A 15,494-nucleotide genomic window follows, 5' to 3' on the forward strand; every position below is an offset into this window, starting at 1 on the left:
GACTGCGTGCCTTTTGAAGAATGAGCCTGCGAGTTTGCGGTGTGTAGCGAGGTTAACCCGTGTGGGGTAGCCGTAGCGAAAGCGAGTCCGAATAGGGCGTTTGAGTTGCATGCCCAAGACCCGAAGCGGAGTGATCTAGCCATGGGCAGGTTGAAGCGCGGGTAAGACCGTGTGGAGGACCGAACCCACCAGGGTTGAAAACCTGGGGGATGACCTGTGGTTAGGGGTGAAAGGCCAATCAAACTCCGTGATAGCTGGTTCTCCCCGAAATGCATTTAGGTGCAGCGTCACGTGTTTCTTGCCGGAGGTAGAGCACTGGATAGGCGATGGGCCTCACCGGGTTACTGACCTTAGCCAAACTCCGAATGCCGGTAAGTGAGAGCGTGGCAGTGAGACTGTGGGGGATAAGCTCCATGGTCGAGAGGGAAACAGCCCAGAACACCGACTAAGGTCCCTAAGCGTGTGCTAAGTGGGAAAGGATGTGGAGTCGCAGAGACAACCAGGAGGTTGGCTTAGAAGCAGCCACCCTTGAAAGAGTGCGTAATAGCTCACTGGTCAAGTGATTCCGCGCCGACAATGTAGCGGGGCTCAAGCACACCACCGAAGTCGTGTCATTGCAGCATGAAGGGCCAACGCCTGCTGTGATGGGTAGGGGAGCGTCGTGTGCCGGGTGAAGCGGCGGTGGAAACCAGTCGTGGACGGTATACGAGTGAGAATGCAGGCATGAGTAGCGATACAAGAGTGGGAAACTCTTGCGCCGATTGACCAAGGGTTCCTGGGTCAAGCTGATCTGCCCAGGGTAAGTCGGGACCTAAGGCGAGGCCGACAGGCGTAGTCGATGGACAACGGGTTGATATTCCCGTACCCGCTTTGAAGCGCCAACGCTGAACCTCTTGATGCTAAGCCCGTGAAGCCGGCCCGGAGTCTTCGGACGATGGGACGTGGTGGAGCCGGTGACCCAACGGGGTAGTAGGTGAGCGATGGGGTGACGCAGGAAGGTAGTCCAGCCCGGGCGGTGGTTGTCCCGGGGTAAGGGTGTAGGACGAACGGTAGGCAAATCCGCCGTTCACATAGTCTGAGACCTGATGCCGAGCCGATTGTGGTGAAGTGGATGATCCTATGCTGTCGAGAAAAGCCTCTAGCGAGTTTCATGGCGGCCCGTACCCCAAACCGACTCAGGTGGTCAGGTAGAGAATACCGAGGCGTTCGGGTGAACTATGGTTAAGGAACTCGGCAAAATGCCCCCGTAACTTCGGGAGAAGGGGGGCCATTCCTGGTGACGAGTCTTGCACTCTGAGCTGGGGGTGGCCGCAGAGACCAGCGAGAAGCGACTGTTTACTAAAAACACAGGTCCGTGCGAAGCCGTAAGGCGATGTATACGGACTGACGCCTGCCCGGTGCTGGAACGTTAAGGGGACCGGTTAGCTCCATTTCGGTGGGGCGAAGCTGAGAACTTAAGCGCCAGTAAACGGCGGTGGTAACTATAACCATCCTAAGGTAGCGAAATTCCTTGTCGGGTAAGTTCCGACCTGCACGAATGGCGTAACGACTTCTCGACTGTCTCAACCATAGGCCCGGTGAAATTGCATTACGAGTAAAGATGCTCGTTTCGCGCAGCAGGACGGAAAGACCCCGGGACCTTTACTATAGCTTGATATTGGTGTTCGGTTCGGCTTGTGTAGGATAGGTGGGAGACTTTGAAGCAGCAACGCCAGTTGTTGTGGAGTCGTCGTTGAAATACCACTCTGGTCGTGCTGGATGTCTAACCTGGGTCCGTGATCCGGATCAGGGACAGTGTCTGGTGGGTAGTTTAACTGGGGCGGTTGCCTCCTAAAGGGTAACGGAGGCGCCCAAAGGTTCCCTCAGCCTGGTTGGCAATCAGGTGTTGAGTGTAAGTGCACAAGGGAGCTTGACTGTGAGACTGACGGGTCGAGCAGGTACGAAAGTAGGGACTAGTGATCCGGCGGTGGCTTGTGGAAGCGCCGTCGCTCAACGGATAAAAGGTACCCCGGGGATAACAGGCTGATCTTCCCCAAGAGTCCATATCGACGGGATGGTTTGGCACCTCGATGTCGGCTCGTCGCATCCTGGGGCTGGAGTAGGTCCCAAGGGTTGGGCTGTTCGCCCATTAAAGCGGTACGCGAGCTGGGTTTAGAACGTCGTGAGACAGTTCGGTCCCTATCCGCTGTGCGCGTAGGAGTGTTGAGAAGGGCTGTCCCTAGTACGAGAGGACCGGGACGGACGAACCTCTGGTGTGCCAGTTGTTCTGCCAAGGGCATGGCTGGTTGGCTACGTTCGGGAGGGATAACCGCTGAAAGCATCTAAGCGGGAAGCCTGCTTCGAGATGAGCACTCCCACCTCCTTGAGAGGGTAAGGCTCCCAGTAGACGACTGGGTTGATAGGCCGGATATGGAAGCCCTGTGAGGGGTGGAGTTGACCGGTACTAATAGGCCGAGGGCTTGTCCTCAGTTGCTCGCGTCCACTGTGTTGTTCTGAAACAACGACCCCCACCGCTCTGCGGGTGGGCGGTGCGATAGTTTCATAGTGTTTCGGTGGTCATAGCGTGAGGGAAACGCCCGGTTACATTCCGAACCCGGAAGCTAAGCCTCACAGCGCCGATGGTACTGCAGGGGGGACCCTGTGGGAGAGTAGGACGCCGCCGAACAATCATTCACGAAGAACCCCCGATCCATTCACGGATCGGGGGTTCTTCACATTTCCCGGAGATTCCCGGAAAAGGGGTCGGGCACGGCGCCATGCCGTGCCCGACCTCGTCCTGACCCCGGGTCAGCCGCGCGGAGTCCCCACCGCGGTGCCCCAGTTGGGGCGGCTCTCCCAATAGTCGGGGCTGTTGGTCAGCGGGGCGACGTTCGAGCCGTCGCTCTTCATGGTGTACAGCTCGGCGCTGCCGTTGGCCGGTGCCTGGGTGAAGGCGATCGACGTGCCGTCGGGGGAGTAGGTGGCGGCACCGTAGAAGACGTCGGACGGGCCGGGGGTGAGGGCGCCGATGGCCGTGCCGTCGGGGCGGACGGTGTAGATGCCGCCGCCCGGCGTGTTGTCGGCGCCGGCGGGGTAGGTGGTGAAGACGATCTGCGTGCCGTCGGGGGACCAGCTGGCCCGGTCGCCGGCGCGTAGCTCCCAGGGGGTGAGCCGGCGCAGGCCGGTTCCGTCGATGTTGACGATGTAGAGGGCCCGGCTGTTGGCGGGCTGGCCGGTGGCGCTGGTCTGGTAGGAGAAGACGAGCTGCCTGCCGTCGGGCGACCACGCCGGATCGGTGACCAGGCCGGAGTACGGCTTGTCGTTGGTGAGGAAGGTCAGCCGCTGGGCGTTGGTGCCGTCCGGGCTCATCAGGTAGAGGTCGCTGTACTGGGTCTGATTGGCCGTCGGGTCGGCGCTGCCCCAGGTGCGGCTGAAGGCGATCTGCTTGCCGTCGGGGGAGAAGGCCGGGGTGACCTCCTCCTCGTTGGTGCAGTCGGGGGCGCCCGTTTCGCAGAGCTGGCCGACCTGGTGGGGGTTCTCGCCGTCGGCGCCGATCGTCCAGATCCGGCCGGCGGACTCGGGGCCGGTGCGGTCGAAGGCGACGGTGGTGCCGTCGGGGGACCAGTCGGGGTGGTCGTCGCGGGTCTGCGCGGGCGGCCGGGTGAGCTGCTGTGCGCCGCTGCCGTCGGGGGCGATGGTGAAGACGGCGCTGTTGGTGCGGTCGGCGGTGAGGAAGATCCGGCCGACGATCAGGCCGTTGTGCCGGGCGCTCGCCGCGGCAGCGAGGGCCGGGTCGGGCGCGGCCGAGACGGCGACGGCGGGTTCGGGCGCCGGAGTGGGGGTGGGGGCGGCGGGTGGCGTCTCCGCCCGGATCTCGCTGAGCGGGATCTCGCCCGGCTCGGCTCCGCATCCGGTGAGCAGGGCGCCGGCCAGCAGGAGGCCCGCACCTGCGCGTGTGCGGGTGCGGGCCGTGGTGGTGGGTGGCAGCTGCCGTGTGCCGGTCATCGGCGTGTCCTCTCCGTCTCCGCCGCAGGACGAGGCCCCGGGGAGCTGCCACTGTGGCAGACGGAGGGTGCGGGTGAGCGGGCGACACGCGACGCTCCGGCGTCGATCGGTCACATGGAGTATGAAGAGCGGACCGTCTGGTTGACCGATGGAGTACGGAGGTTTCGCCGCTGTACCCCGGCCGCGTGCGCCGGGGGCGGGCCGCCCCCGGCCGACGAGCGCGGCGGTCAGCCCCGGGCGGCGCGGCGCTCCGCCTTGGCGGCGGCCTCCGCCTCGTCCTCGGCCTCGGCGGCCTCCAGCGTCGGTGCCGTGCCGCCCATGTGGGTGGGGAGCCACCAGGTGTCGTCCGGGCCGGCCGGCTTGCCGGGGTACTCGCGCTGGGCGCGGTCCAGCATCTCGCTCATCGCGGCGCGGAGCCGGCGGGTGACCATGACCGGCTTGTCCGTGTCGCTCAGCTCGATCGGCTCGCCGATCATGATGGTGACCGGGACGTGCCGCTTGGTGAGGGTCTTCGGCCGGCCCTTGGTCCAGAGCTGCTGGGTGCCCCAGAGCACGACCGGCAGCAGCGGGGCGCCGGAGTCGGCGGCCATGCGGGCGGCGCCGGTCTTGAACTTCTTCAGCATGAAGGAGCGGCTGATGGTCGCCTCGGGGAAGACACCGACCACCTCGCCCGCCCGCAGCGCGCGCACGGCGGCCTCGTAGGCGGGCTGGCCGTCGGTGCGGTCGACCGGGATGTGCTTCATGCCGCGCATGAGGGGGCCGGAGATCGCGTGCTTGAAGACGTCGTCCTTGGCCATGAAGCGGGTCTTGCGCTTGCCGCCGCGGTAGGCGCCGAGGCCGGCGAAGAGGAAGTCCAGGTAGCTGATGTGGTTGCTGACCAGGACTGCTCCGCCCTTGGCGGGGATGTTCTCGGCGCCGACGATCTTGATGCGCACGTCGAGGGCGCGAAAGACGGTCAGTGCGGCGCCGATCACCGGCGGGTAGACGAACTCTGCCACGGTCAGTCCTGACTTCCACGGGCCCTGGCGGCCCGGTAAGGCGGTACCCGGACCGGGCGTGGGGGCCGACCGGAGGCGCGGCACGCCGCGGCGGCACGGGTGATACACGGAGATGATCCCCCGAACGAGTGCCCGCTGTCACCTGAGCCGGGCCGCCGGGCTCGGTCGAGCGGTGTGATCTCCGTGATGGGGCGGGCGGGAACCTTTTGCGGCGGCCTCCGGCACCTGGCCCGTCGCCCGGCTTCGCAGGCCGTCGGGAGCTGTCCGTCGGGAGCCGTCCGGTCGGCGGCGCCCGGTGGGGGGAGCCGTCCCGCCCGGGAGCCCCCCGGCACCCGGGCGGGACGGCGTCAGGGTGTCGGGTCGAGGCGGCCCTGGGCGCGGCGGACGACCAGGTACATCTCGCAGCCGAGGCAGTAGCCGAACACGGCGTTGAGGAACGCCGCGGCGAGCGCGAAGCCGGCGGTGAGCAGGCCGAGCCAGGCCACACCGGTGAGGAAGCCGAGCGTGCCGATGGCGGCGAAGGCCAGGCCGACGCCCTGGGCGAAGCGCGGGGGCCGCTCGTCCTCGGTCGTGGTCGGTGGCGCGAGTCGGGGGCGGACCAGCGTCCGGTACACCCAGCCGTAGGGGGAACGGCGCAGGCCGCCGATGGTGCCGAGGGCGAAGACGACGGCCTGCAGCGCGAGCAGCAGGCCGCTGCCGGTGAGCAGGACGGCGATCAGGACGAGGGTGGTGAGCGCGGCGGCGAAGCGCGGGCCGCGGGGGTCGATCTGCACGGGGACTCCGGGAGGGGCGCGTGGCGGGGGCGGCGACGTGGTGCGTCAGCGACAGCGCGAGGCGGTGGACCGGCACAGGTCGACCACGCGGCGGGTGGTCAGCAGGGGCTGTGCGGGGCGGTCGGAGTCCACGCGGCGATCGTACGCGGGCGCGGGTCCGGCGGTCGACGCCTTCGCCCGGCCGGGGCCCGGCGTGACCGCCCGCCGGCCGGACGCCGTGCCGGGGCACCTTGCCGGGGCGCGGCGGGCCTGCCGCAGACTGGGGGGATGACCGGGTTGGTGGTGTGCGTTGTCGTGCTCGTGCTGGCGGGCGCGTTCGGGCTGCTGCGGGCCAAGCACGACGGGAGGCTGCGGGTGCGCACGAAGGACGGGGCGGTTCGGCTGTCGGCGGCGGAGCTGGGCGGGCCGCTGGGGGAGCGAGCCACCCTGGTGCAGTTCTCGACGGCCTTCTGCCAGCCCTGCCGGGCGACCCGGCGGGTGCTGGCCGAGGTGGCGGGGATGGTCGAGGGGGTGGCGCACGTCGAGCTGGACGCGGAGGCGCGGCTGGAGCTGGTCCGCCGGCTGGACGTCCTGCGGACGCCGACCGTGCTGGTGCTGGACGCGGAGGGCCGGGTGGTGCGCCGGGCCGCGGGGCTCCCGCGCAGGGCGGACGTGATCGCGGCCCTGGGCGAGGCCCTCTGAAGCGGGCGGGCGCCTGCGCACGCGGGCGGAGCGCGCCGGACCGGGCGGCCGGGGCGGCCGGGGGTCGATCCCGCCGTTCCGGCGGTGAATCTCGCCCCGGATACGCCGCCCCGTCAGGTGGTGTCCGGCGCGGCCTGGGGCAGGATGGGCGACGACGGCAGTGCGGGCCGTTCCGCCGGCGGGGTCCGGTCCGGGCGTGTTCCGGGCCGTCCGGGCCTCCGGGTGGGGCGTCCGGGCCGGGCCCGGCGGCGTAAGCTACTGGCCAGTAGTGACCACTGAGCTACCGGCGAGTATGCTGCCAGAGAGTTCCGGACCGGCACGGGAACACGCTGCCCGGAGCGGGTGCGTGCCGTATTCGCGCCCGCTTGCACAGCCGCAGCCGCCGGACGAGACCAGTACAGGAGACAGGCCGTGAGCTTGAGGATCGTTGTCTGTGTGAAGTACGTGCCGGACGCGACGGGTGACCGTCGGTTCGCGGACGACCACACCACCGACCGGGAGGGCGTGGACGGCCTCCTGTCGGAGCTGGACGAGTACGGCGTGGAGCAGGCGCTGCGGATCGCGGAGGCGCACGGCGACGCCGAGGTGACGGTGCTGACGGTCGGGCCGGACGACGCGAAGGACGCGCTGCGCAAGGCGCTGTCGATGGGTGCGGACAAGGCCGTGCACGTGAACGACGACGACATCCACGGCACGGACGTGATCGGCACGTCGGCGATCGTGGCGAAGGCGCTGGAGAAGACCGGGTTCGACCTGGTGGTCGGCGGTATGGCGTCGACGGACGGGTCGATGGGTGTGCTGCCGGCGCTGCTGGCGGAGCGGCTGGGCGTGCCGCAGGTGACGCTGCTGTCGGAGGTGTCGGTCGAGGGCGGTGTGGTCAAGGGCCGTCGCGACGGTGACGCGGCGACGGAGCTGGTGGAGGCTGCGCTGCCGGCGGTGGTCTCGGTGACGGACCAGTCGGGCGAGGCCCGCTACCCGTCGTTCAAGGGGATCATGGCGGCGAAGAAGAAGCCGGTGCAGTCCCTGGACCTGGACGACCTGGGCATCGAGGCGGACGAGGTCGGTCTGGCGGGTGCGTGGACGGCGGTGGAGTCGGTCGCGGCGCGTCCGGCGCGCACCGCGGGCACGGTCGTCAAGGACGAGGGCGAGGGCGGCAAGCAGCTCGCCGCGTTCCTCGCCGACCAGAAGTTCATCTAACCCCCGTTCGCGTTCCCAACGATCGATCAGGAGCAACGAATCATGGCTGAGATCCTGGTTCTCGTGGACCACGCCGACGGCGCGGTCCGCAAGCCGGCCCTGGAGCTGCTGACCCTGGCCCGCCGGATCGGCGAGCCGTCGGCCGTCGTCCTGGGCGCCGGTGCGGCCGCCGCCGACATCGCCGCCAAGGCCGCCGAGTTCGGTGCGGCGAAGGTGTACGTCGCCGACGGCGCCGAGTTCGCCGACCAGCTGGTCGTCCCCAAGGTCGACGCGCTGGCCCAGATCGCCAAGGCCGCCGAGGCCGCGGCGGTGCTGGTCACCTCCTCCGGCGAGGGCAAGGAGGTCGCCGCCCGCGTCGCGCTGCGCCTCGGCTCCGGCATCATCACCGACGCCGTGGACCTGGAGGCCGGTGCGGACGGCCCGGTCGCCACCCAGTCGGTGTTCGCCGCCTCGTTCCAGGTGAAGTCCAAGGTGTCGCACGGCGCCCCGGTGATCACGGTCAAGCCGAACGCCGTCGCGCCCGAGGCCGCCCCGGCGGCCGGCGCGGTCGAGAACGTCACCGTCGCGTTCACCGGCAACGCCGCCAAGGTCACCTCGCGCACCCCGCGCGTCTCCACCGGCCGCCCCGAGCTGACCGAGGCCGCCATCGTGGTCTCCGGCGGCCGCGGCGTCGGCGAGGCGGCCGGCTTCGGCGTGGTCGAGGAGCTCGCGGACGCGCTCGGCGCGGCCGTCGGTGCCTCCCGTGCCGCCGTCGACGCCGGCTGGTACCCGCACACCAACCAGGTCGGCCAGACCGGCAAGCAGGTGTCCCCGCAGCTCTACATCGCGGCGGGCATCTCCGGTGCCATCCAGCACCGGGCCGGCATGCAGACCTCGAAGACCATCGTGGCCGTCAACAAGGACCCCGAGGCCCCGATCTTCGAGCTGGTCGACTACGGCGTGGTCGGCGACCTGTTCGCCGTGCTGCCGCAGCTCACCACCGAGGTGAAGGCCCGCAAGGGCTGATCCGCCGACAGGCGCACGCGCAGGGCGCGTCCGGGAGACCTCCCGGGCGCGCCCTGCGGCGTTGCGGGCCGTTGCGGGCCGTTCAGCCCGTTCAGCCCGGTCAGCGGAGGCGGCCCGTAGAGTCGGCCCCGACCGGTGGCGACGCGACCGGTGGCGCCGGGCCGGCCGAGGCCGGGCGGCACACCCGCGAGCGAGGGCGAGGGCGAAGGCATGACACTCCTGACGGCACTTCAGGGCGACTACGGGGACTCCGGCGACGCGCTGCGCGTCGACGGGCGGGCGCTCTCCCGCGAGGAGCTGCTCGGCGCGGCTACCGCGGTGGCCGACCGGGTGGCCGGCGCGCCCGGACTCGCGGTGCTGGCCCGGCCCACCGTGGAGACCGTCGTCGCCGTGGTGGGCGGCCTGCTGGCAGGGGTGCCGGTGGTGCCGCTGCCGCCCGACTCCGGCCCCAAGGAGCGCGCGCACATCCTGCGGGACTCCGGTGCGGCCCTGCTCGCGCACGCCGCCGGGGACGCCGTGCCGGCGGACGCCGGGATCGCCGCGCTGCCGGTGGACCCGGCCGAGCGCTCGGCCACCACCTACGCCGAGCCCGACGCGGCGGCGACCGCGTTCGTGCTCTACACCTCGGGCACCACCGGGGCGCCGAAGGGGGCGGTGCTCCGCCGCGCGGCCGTGGGCGCCGACCTCGACGCGCTGGCCGAGGCCTGGGGGTGGACCGCCGAGGACACCCTGGCGCACGGTCTGCCGCTGTTCCACGTGCACGGCCTGGTACTCGGCGTGCTCGGCGCCCTGCGCACCGGCAGCCGGCTGGTCCACACCGGACGGCCCACCCCGTCCGGGTACGCGGCCTCGGGCGGCAGCCTCTTCTTCGGCGTGCCGACCGTCTGGTCCCGGCTGGCCGCGGACCCGGAGGCCGCCGGGCAGCTGGCCTCGGCCCGGCTGCTGGTCTCCGGCAGTGCACCGCTGCCGGTACCGGTCTTCGAGAAGCTGGCCGCGCTGACCGGCCACGCGCCGATCGAGCGCTACGGCATGACCGAGTCGCTGATCACCGTGTCCACCCGGGCGGACGGCGAGCGCCGCCCCGGCAGCGTCGGCCTGCCGCTGACGGGCGTGCGGACCAGGCTGGTCGGCGAGGACGGCGAGCCGGTGGCCTCCGACGGCGAGAGCGTCGGCGAGCTGCAGGTCGCCGGGCCGACGCTGTTCTCCGGTTACCTGAACCGGCCGGACGCCGACGCGGAGGCCTGGACCGCCGACGGCTGGTTCCGCACCGGCGACGTCGCGGTGATCGGGGCGGACGGTTTCCACCGGATCGTCGGCCGTGCCTCGGTCGACCTGATCAAGAGCGGCGGCTACCGGATCGGCGCCGGCGAGGTGGAGGCCGCGCTGCGCGACCACCCGGCGGTCGCCGACGCGGCCGTCGTGGGCGCGCCCGACGAGGACCTCGGCCAGGCGGTGGTCGCCTACGTCATCCCTGACGGCCCGGTGACGGGGGACCAGCTGGCGGCCTTCGTTGCGGAACGGCTGTCGGTGCACAAGCGGCCCCGGAAGGTGGTGCTGGTACCCGAACTGCCCAGGAACGCCATGGGGAAGGTGCTGAAGAAGCAGCTGCTCGCGGGGTCCGCGGGGTGACGGCACCCGGGTGACGGGCGGTCAACCGATGACGGTCGCTCACCTGATCGCCCGTCGAGGCGCTCACCATCCGTGAACCCTTCCTTTGGCGCACTCCACTGCGCGCCGTGAGCGGACGCGTGCCTAACGTGACACGCAGGCAGAAACCGAATAGCTGGACGACACGCCGCGGCTTCCGGTCGCAGGACCGGGAGCCGCGGCACGTCGACCGGAGCGGTTCTGCGGTTCCCGTTCAGCAAAGGAAGACAGCAGGATGACGACCGTCAACACCGGCGCACCGGGCGCCGCCGACGACCCGACCGGGCAGCACGCCGTCACCGACGGGCGGACCCGTACCGCCCGTCCCTCCCGGGCGGGGCGGATCCGTCGCGGGATAGCCATGGTGGCCGTGGTCGCGGCCGGAGCCGGCGTGATCGGCCTCGGCACCGGCGTGGGCACCGCCGCCGCGGAGGCCGCTCCCGCCCACGCCGGGTGGGACGGCTCGCGGTACTGGTTCAAGAACAGCAAGGGCGAGTGGCGCTGGACCACCCACTACGACATCTACCGGGCCCGGACCGGCGGCTCGTCCTCCGCGGCCAAGTCCTCGTCCTCCACCGCGTCCTCCGGCGGGATCAAGCAGGGCTGGGACGGCTCGCGGTACTGGTTCAGGAACAGCAAGGGCGAGTGGCGCTGGACCACCCACTACGACATCTACCTGGACCGCACCGGCGGCGGCTCCTCGTCGTCCTCCGCGGGCTCCGCCACCTCGGCCTCGGCGGACTCCGCCGAGCCGGCGGCCGACGGGGACGTCGAGACGGCGGTGCAGTTCGCGCTGGCCCAGCTCGGCAAGCCGTTCCGGACGGCCGGCAACGGCCCGGACGGCTACGACTGCTCCGGCCTGGTGCAGCAGGCCTTCCGGCGCGGCGGGATCGAGCTGCCGCGGGTCGCGAACGACCAGTACGCGGCGACCACGCCGGTCCGTGCCAGCCAGCTCCGCCGCGGCGACCTGCTCTTCTGGTCGACCGACGGCACCGCCCGGGGCATCCAGCACGTGGCGATCTACCTGGGCAACAACCAGTACGTGGAGGCCGCCCGGCCCGGCACCAACATCCGTGTCTCGGGCATCAGCAGCGGCTACTACCCCACCCACATGGGCCGGCCCTGAGGGCTGCGCACGGGTGGCGCGACCCGGGCCGGGCGGGAGGCACTGCCTCCCGCCCGGCCCGGGGGCTTCCGGCGCGCGGGAAGTCGGCCCGGCCGACTTCGGGATCGGAGGCCCCCGGCAGGTGACGCGGGGGTCGGGTACGGAGGGGGCGTGTGCGGTGTGGAAGGGGCGCGCACGGAGGGATCGGACGCCGGTTTTCGGGGGCGCGTGAACCGGCGGTCACGCGGGCGTGCGGGTGCACCGGTAGGGCCTCTGGCCTGGGCACATGCCGCTGTCAAAGGGCGCACCACGGTGCGTCCGGCCGGAACGGATCGGAGGCATGGGGACCGGCGCGGCGGGGGTACCACCTCGGGTGGCGCCGGTTCGGCTGACGGGGGCGCCCGCCCGGTGCGAACGGCACCGGGGGAGGTCGAGGGGCAGGGGACACTGTGATCGTCTGGGTCAATGGCACGTTCGGCGCGGGCAAGACGAGCGCCTGCCGGGAACTGGTCGAGCTGCTGCCCGGGAGCATGCTGTTCGACCCGGAGCTGGTCGGGTTCGGGCTGAGAGGGATGCTCCCGGCCGACCGGATGGCGGCGGTGTCCGACTTCCAGGACCTGCCGGCCTGGCGCCGGCTCGTCCCCGAGACGGCGGCCGCGCTGCTCGGCGAGGTGCCGGGCCCGCTGGTCGTCCCGATGACGCTGCTGCGCGAGGACTACCGGGACGAGATCTTCGGTGCGCTCGCCTCGAACGGGATCACCGTGCACCACCTCGTCCTGGACCCTGAAGAAACGATCCTGCGAGAGCGGATAGCCCAGCGCGAGGAGTGTCCCGGCGATCCCGAGCGCAGCTCGCGCGTCCGTGAGTGGTGCCTGGACCACGTCCCCCGCTACCGGGCCGCCCGGCGCTGGCTCGGCCGGGACGCCCGGCTGGTAGACACCAGCGCGCTGACCCCGGGCGAGACCGCCGCCCGGCTCGCCCAGCTCGTCCGGGACGGCTCGGCCCGCTGCCCCATCGTGCAGACCCCCGACCCGACCGGGGACACCGTGGCCTCGGCGGTGCTCCTCTTCGACGAACAGGACCGGGTGCTGCTGGTCGACCCGGTCTACAAGCCGGACTGGGAGTTCCCCGGCGGCGTGGTCGAGCGGGGCGAGGCGCCGACCGACGCGGCCCTGCGGGAGACCGCCGAGGAGCTCGGCCTGCGGCTCGATCCGGCTGCGCTGCGCCTGCTCGCGGTCGACTGGGAACCGCGCACCGGCCCGCGCCGCGGCGGCCTGCGGCTGGTCTACGACGGCGGCCTGCTGGACGCCGCGGCCCGCCAGAACCTGCTGCTCCAGCAGGAGGAGCTGCGCGGCTGGCGCTTCGTCAGCCTGGAGGAGGCCGCCGGCCTGCTGCCGCCGGGGCGCTACCGCCGGCTCGCCGCCGCGCTCGACGCCCGGCGCAGCGGCGAGCTGCGCTACCTGGAGGCCGGCCGGCGGGCGGCGCTGGGCATGGCGCGCGTGGTCGACGCGGCGTAGCGGTCGGCGCGGCACGGCGGTACGCGGTGTGGTCGGCGTGGCGCGGCGTGCGGGAGCGTGCCGGTGGTCGCCCGGCGGTTCGGCGGCGCACCGGTAGGACGCGACAGGGGCCGTGTGACGGGGTGGGTGGTGCGGCGGCGGCCGGACCGGGGCGGCAGGATGAGGGCATGCCTTTCACACTGAGCCACCCCGCCGCCGTCCTGCCCCTGCTGCGTACGGCGGGCCGGCGCGGGCCGCTGGTCGCCTCCGCGCTGGTCGCCGGCTCGATGGCGCCCGACGTGCCGTTCTTCGCGGAGTCGCTGCTGCCCGGGGTCTACGAGCAGGGCGGGCTGACCCACCGTTGGTGGGCGGTGCCGACGGTGGACGTGGCGATCGCCGGTGCGCTGGTCGCCGGGTGGCACGGTCTGCTGCGCGGGCCGCTGGTCGGTCTGCTGCCCGAGCGGTGGGCGGGCGCGGCCGAGGCACTGACGGTCCGCCGGACCGGTGGCACGGGGGCGGGCCGGGGCAGCGACGCCGACGCCGACACCGGCACGGGCACGGCGGTCGCGTGGTTCGCCGCCTCGGCTGCGGTGGGCGCGGCGACCCACGTCGGCTGGGACGCCTTCACCCACGAGGGCCGGCTCGGCGTCGCCCTGCTGCCGGTGCTGGAGCGGAAGGTCGCCGGGCTGCCGCTGTACACGGTGCTGCAGTACGGGACGTCGGCGCTGGCGCTGGCCGCACTGGCCGGGTGGGCGTCGCGCGCTGCCCGGGAGGTGGAGCCGGTACGGCCCGCGGTGGCGCTCCCGGGCGGGGCGCGGCGGGCCGCCGTCGCGGCGCTGGGCGCGGCCACGGCGGTCGGGGTGGTCCACCGGCTCGTGCCGCTGCGGCGGAACCTGATCCCGGAGTTCTGCTTCGGGGCCGGTGCGGGCCTGGCGGTCGGCGCGGCCGGGTACGCGCTGGTGCACGCGGCGGCGGCCCGGCTGGCCCGGCGGCACCGGCCGCGGCCCCGCCCGGCGGACCGGGACCGGGCGGTCGAGCGGGCCGGGGTGTGAGACGGCGCCCGGGGTGCTGCCCGGGCGCGGCGGGGCGCAGGTGTGGTCGGTGCGGCACCCGGGAGGGCCCGGCACCCGGGAGGGCGCCCGGCCCGCCGGCCGGCGGGTCAAGGCCCTCCCGGGGCGCGCCAGGGGCCGGGCGTCCGGCCCCTGGCGCTGCGTCAGGCCGAGTGGAGTTCGGCGTAGCGGCGGAGGAAGAGCGCCTCGGTGAGCGCCATCCGCTCCAGCTCCAGCGGGTCGACGCTCTCGTTGACGGCGTGGATCTGGGTGGTCGGCTCCTCGACGCCGATCAGCACGATCTCGGCCTGCGGGTAGAGCGTCTGCAGGGTGTTGCAGAGCGGGATCGAGCCGCCCTCGCCGGAGGCGACCATCGGCGTGCCGAAGGCCTCGGCCATGGCCTCGCCCATCGCCTCGTACGCCGGGCCGGAGGTGTCCGCGCTGAACGGCGCGCCGTTGCCCTGGCGCTCGATCCGGGCCTGCGCGCCGAACGGCACCTGGGCCTCCAGGTGGGCGACCAGCGCGTCCTGGGCGGCGGCCGTGTCGGTGCCCGGCGGCACCCGCAGGCTGACCAGCGCCTTGGCGGCGGACTGCACGGAGGAGGTGGCGCCGATCACCGGCGGGGCGTCGATGCCGAGGACGGTGACGGACGGGCGGGCCCAGAGCCGGTCGGCGACGGTGCCGGTGCCGGTCAGCTCGACGCCGTCGAGCACCTTGGCGTCGGCGCGGAACTGCTCGTCGGAGTACTCCACACCGGGCCAGGTCTGGTCGCTGGTCAGACCGGCCACGGCGACGTCGCCGTGCTCGTCGTGCAGCGAGGCCAGCACCTTCACCAGCGCCTGCAGGGCGTCCGGGGCGGCGCCGCCGAAGGCGCCCGAGTGGAGGTTGCCGGCCAGCGTGGTGATCGACACCTCGACCACGGTCATGCCGCGCAGCGAGGCGGTGACGGTGGGCAGGCCGGGGGCGAAGTTGCCGGTGTCGCCGATCACGATGGCGTCGGCGGTGAGCAGCTCGGGGTGCGCCTCGGCGTAGCGCTCCAGGCCGCCGGTGCCCTGCTCCTCGGAGCCCTCGACGATGATCTTCAGCCCGACCGGGTAGGCGTCCCCGTGGACCTGGCGCAGCGCCCGAAGGGCCGTCAGGTGCATCAGGATGTTGCCCTTGCAGTCGGCGGCGCCGCGGCCGTACCAGCGGCCGTCGCGCTCGGTCAGCTCGAACGCGGGGCTCAGCCAGCCGCTCTCGTCGAGCGGGGGCTGGACGTCGTAGTGGGAGTAGAGGAGCACGGTCGGCGCGCCGACCGGGCCGGGCAGCTCGGCATAGACGGACTGGGTGCCGTCGGGGGTGTCCAGCAGCTGCACGTTCGTCAGGCCCTCGGCCGCGAAGGCGTCGGCCACCCACTGGGCGGCCTTGCGGCACTCCTCGACCGGGAACTGGCGCGGGTCGGCCACCGAGGGGAAGGCGACCAGCTCGGCGAGGTCGGTGCGGGCACGGTCCATCAGGGACCGGACGGCGTCGGCCAGGGGCTGCTGCGGCATCGGGCTGCTCCGGGAGGGTCGGTCCGG

Annotated in this window: 11 protein-coding genes and 2 rRNA genes (1 of these 13 only partly in view); 9 read left to right on the forward strand and 4 right to left on the reverse strand. The window is 72.0% G+C overall.

Annotation, left to right across the window (positions count from 1 at the left end; translation table 11 throughout):
- A 23S ribosomal RNA gene (locus RMN57_RS31005) occupies nucleotides 1-2,467 on the forward strand; it begins 654 nt to the left of the window's first position.
- Between the two features lie 81 nt (nucleotides 2,468-2,548).
- A 5S ribosomal RNA gene (gene rrf / locus RMN57_RS31010) occupies nucleotides 2,549-2,665 on the forward strand.
- A 122-nt stretch (nucleotides 2,666-2,787) separates the two neighbouring features.
- Here the strand turns inward: rrf and RMN57_RS31015 are convergent.
- From RMN57_RS31015 to RMN57_RS31025, 3 genes are all read right to left on the reverse strand, one after another.
- Entirely contained in the window at nucleotides 2,788-3,984 is a 1,197-nt protein-coding gene (locus RMN57_RS31015; RefSeq protein WP_313766600.1) for a hypothetical protein, read from the reverse strand.
- Between the two features lie 227 nt (nucleotides 3,985-4,211).
- A complete protein-coding gene (locus RMN57_RS31020) occupies nucleotides 4,212-4,982 on the reverse strand; it encodes a lysophospholipid acyltransferase family protein (protein WP_313766601.1) in 771 nt (256 codons plus the stop codon).
- Between the two features lie 347 nt (nucleotides 4,983-5,329).
- Nucleotides 5,330-5,755: a DUF4395 domain-containing protein gene (locus tag RMN57_RS31025; protein WP_313766602.1), complete on the reverse strand. Its 426-nt coding sequence runs from the start codon at nucleotides 5,753-5,755 to the stop codon at nucleotides 5,330-5,332.
- A gap of 267 nt (nucleotides 5,756-6,022) precedes the next feature.
- Here RMN57_RS31025 and RMN57_RS31030 point away from each other — a divergent pair, with 267 nt between their 5' ends.
- From RMN57_RS31030 to RMN57_RS31060, 7 genes are all read left to right on the forward strand, one after another.
- Nucleotides 6,023-6,436 carry a thioredoxin family protein gene (locus tag RMN57_RS31030; RefSeq protein ID WP_313766603.1) on the forward strand — a complete coding sequence of 138 codons (414 nt, stop codon included), beginning with the start codon at nucleotides 6,023-6,025 and terminating at the stop codon, nucleotides 6,434-6,436.
- Nucleotides 6,437-6,847: 411 nt separating this feature from the next.
- The gene (locus tag RMN57_RS31035; protein WP_313766604.1) at nucleotides 6,848-7,633 is read left to right on the forward strand and encodes an electron transfer flavoprotein subunit beta/FixA family protein; all 786 of its coding nucleotides are present in this window, start codon (nucleotides 6,848-6,850) and stop codon (nucleotides 7,631-7,633) included.
- Nucleotides 7,634-7,675: 42 nt separating this feature from the next.
- Entirely contained in the window at nucleotides 7,676-8,638 is a 963-nt protein-coding gene (locus RMN57_RS31040) for an electron transfer flavoprotein subunit alpha/FixB family protein (RefSeq protein ID WP_313766605.1), read from the forward strand.
- Nucleotides 8,639-8,848: 210 nt separating this feature from the next.
- Nucleotides 8,849-10,267, forward strand: a complete 1,419-nt coding sequence (locus RMN57_RS31045) for an acyl-CoA synthetase (protein ID WP_313766606.1) — start codon at nucleotides 8,849-8,851, stop codon at nucleotides 10,265-10,267.
- A gap of 253 nt (nucleotides 10,268-10,520) precedes the next feature.
- Nucleotides 10,521-11,411, forward strand: coding sequence for a C40 family peptidase (locus RMN57_RS31050; protein ID WP_313766607.1), 891 nt, complete (start codon nucleotides 10,521-10,523; stop codon nucleotides 11,409-11,411).
- Nucleotides 11,412-11,839: 428 nt separating this feature from the next.
- Nucleotides 11,840-12,907: an NUDIX domain-containing protein gene (locus tag RMN57_RS31055; RefSeq protein WP_313766608.1), complete on the forward strand. Its 1,068-nt coding sequence runs from the start codon at nucleotides 11,840-11,842 to the stop codon at nucleotides 12,905-12,907.
- Between the two features lie 167 nt (nucleotides 12,908-13,074).
- Nucleotides 13,075-13,938 (forward strand): DUF4184 family protein, encoded by an 864-nt coding sequence (locus RMN57_RS31060; RefSeq protein WP_313766609.1) that lies wholly within the window; start codon nucleotides 13,075-13,077, stop codon nucleotides 13,936-13,938.
- Nucleotides 13,939-14,099: 161 nt separating this feature from the next.
- On the opposite strand, the gene RMN57_RS31065 is transcribed toward RMN57_RS31060, so the two are convergent.
- The gene (locus RMN57_RS31065; RefSeq protein ID WP_313766610.1) at nucleotides 14,100-15,467 is read right to left on the reverse strand and encodes a dipeptidase; all 1,368 of its coding nucleotides are present in this window, start codon (nucleotides 15,465-15,467) and stop codon (nucleotides 14,100-14,102) included.
- Between the last annotated feature and the right edge of the window lie 27 nt (nucleotides 15,468-15,494).

Origin of the sequence: Kitasatospora sp. CM 4170 (assembly GCF_032110285.1) — a bacterium.
In the GTDB taxonomy this organism is placed as follows: domain Bacteria; phylum Actinomycetota; class Actinomycetes; order Streptomycetales; family Streptomycetaceae; genus Kitasatospora; species Kitasatospora aburaviensis.

What these genes read in the sequence shown, in the direction of transcription:
- RMN57_RS31015 (WP_313766600.1), bottom strand. Translation starts at nt 3,984, where the DNA reads ATGACCGGCACACGGCAGCTGCCACCCACCACCACGGCCCGCACCCGC.
- RMN57_RS31030 (WP_313766603.1), top strand. Translation starts at nt 6,023, where the DNA reads ATGACCGGGTTGGTGGTGTGCGTTGTCGTGCTCGTGCTGGCGGGCGCG.
- RMN57_RS31040 (WP_313766605.1), top strand. Translation starts at nt 7,676, where the DNA reads ATGGCTGAGATCCTGGTTCTCGTGGACCACGCCGACGGCGCGGTCCGC.
- RMN57_RS31045 (WP_313766606.1), top strand. Translation starts at nt 8,849, where the DNA reads ATGACACTCCTGACGGCACTTCAGGGCGACTACGGGGACTCCGGCGAC.
- RMN57_RS31050 (WP_313766607.1), top strand. Translation starts at nt 10,521, where the DNA reads ATGACGACCGTCAACACCGGCGCACCGGGCGCCGCCGACGACCCGACC.
- RMN57_RS31060 (WP_313766609.1), top strand. Translation starts at nt 13,075, where the DNA reads ATGCCTTTCACACTGAGCCACCCCGCCGCCGTCCTGCCCCTGCTGCGT.
- RMN57_RS31065 (WP_313766610.1), bottom strand. Translation starts at nt 15,467, where the DNA reads ATGCCGCAGCAGCCCCTGGCCGACGCCGTCCGGTCCCTGATGGACCGT.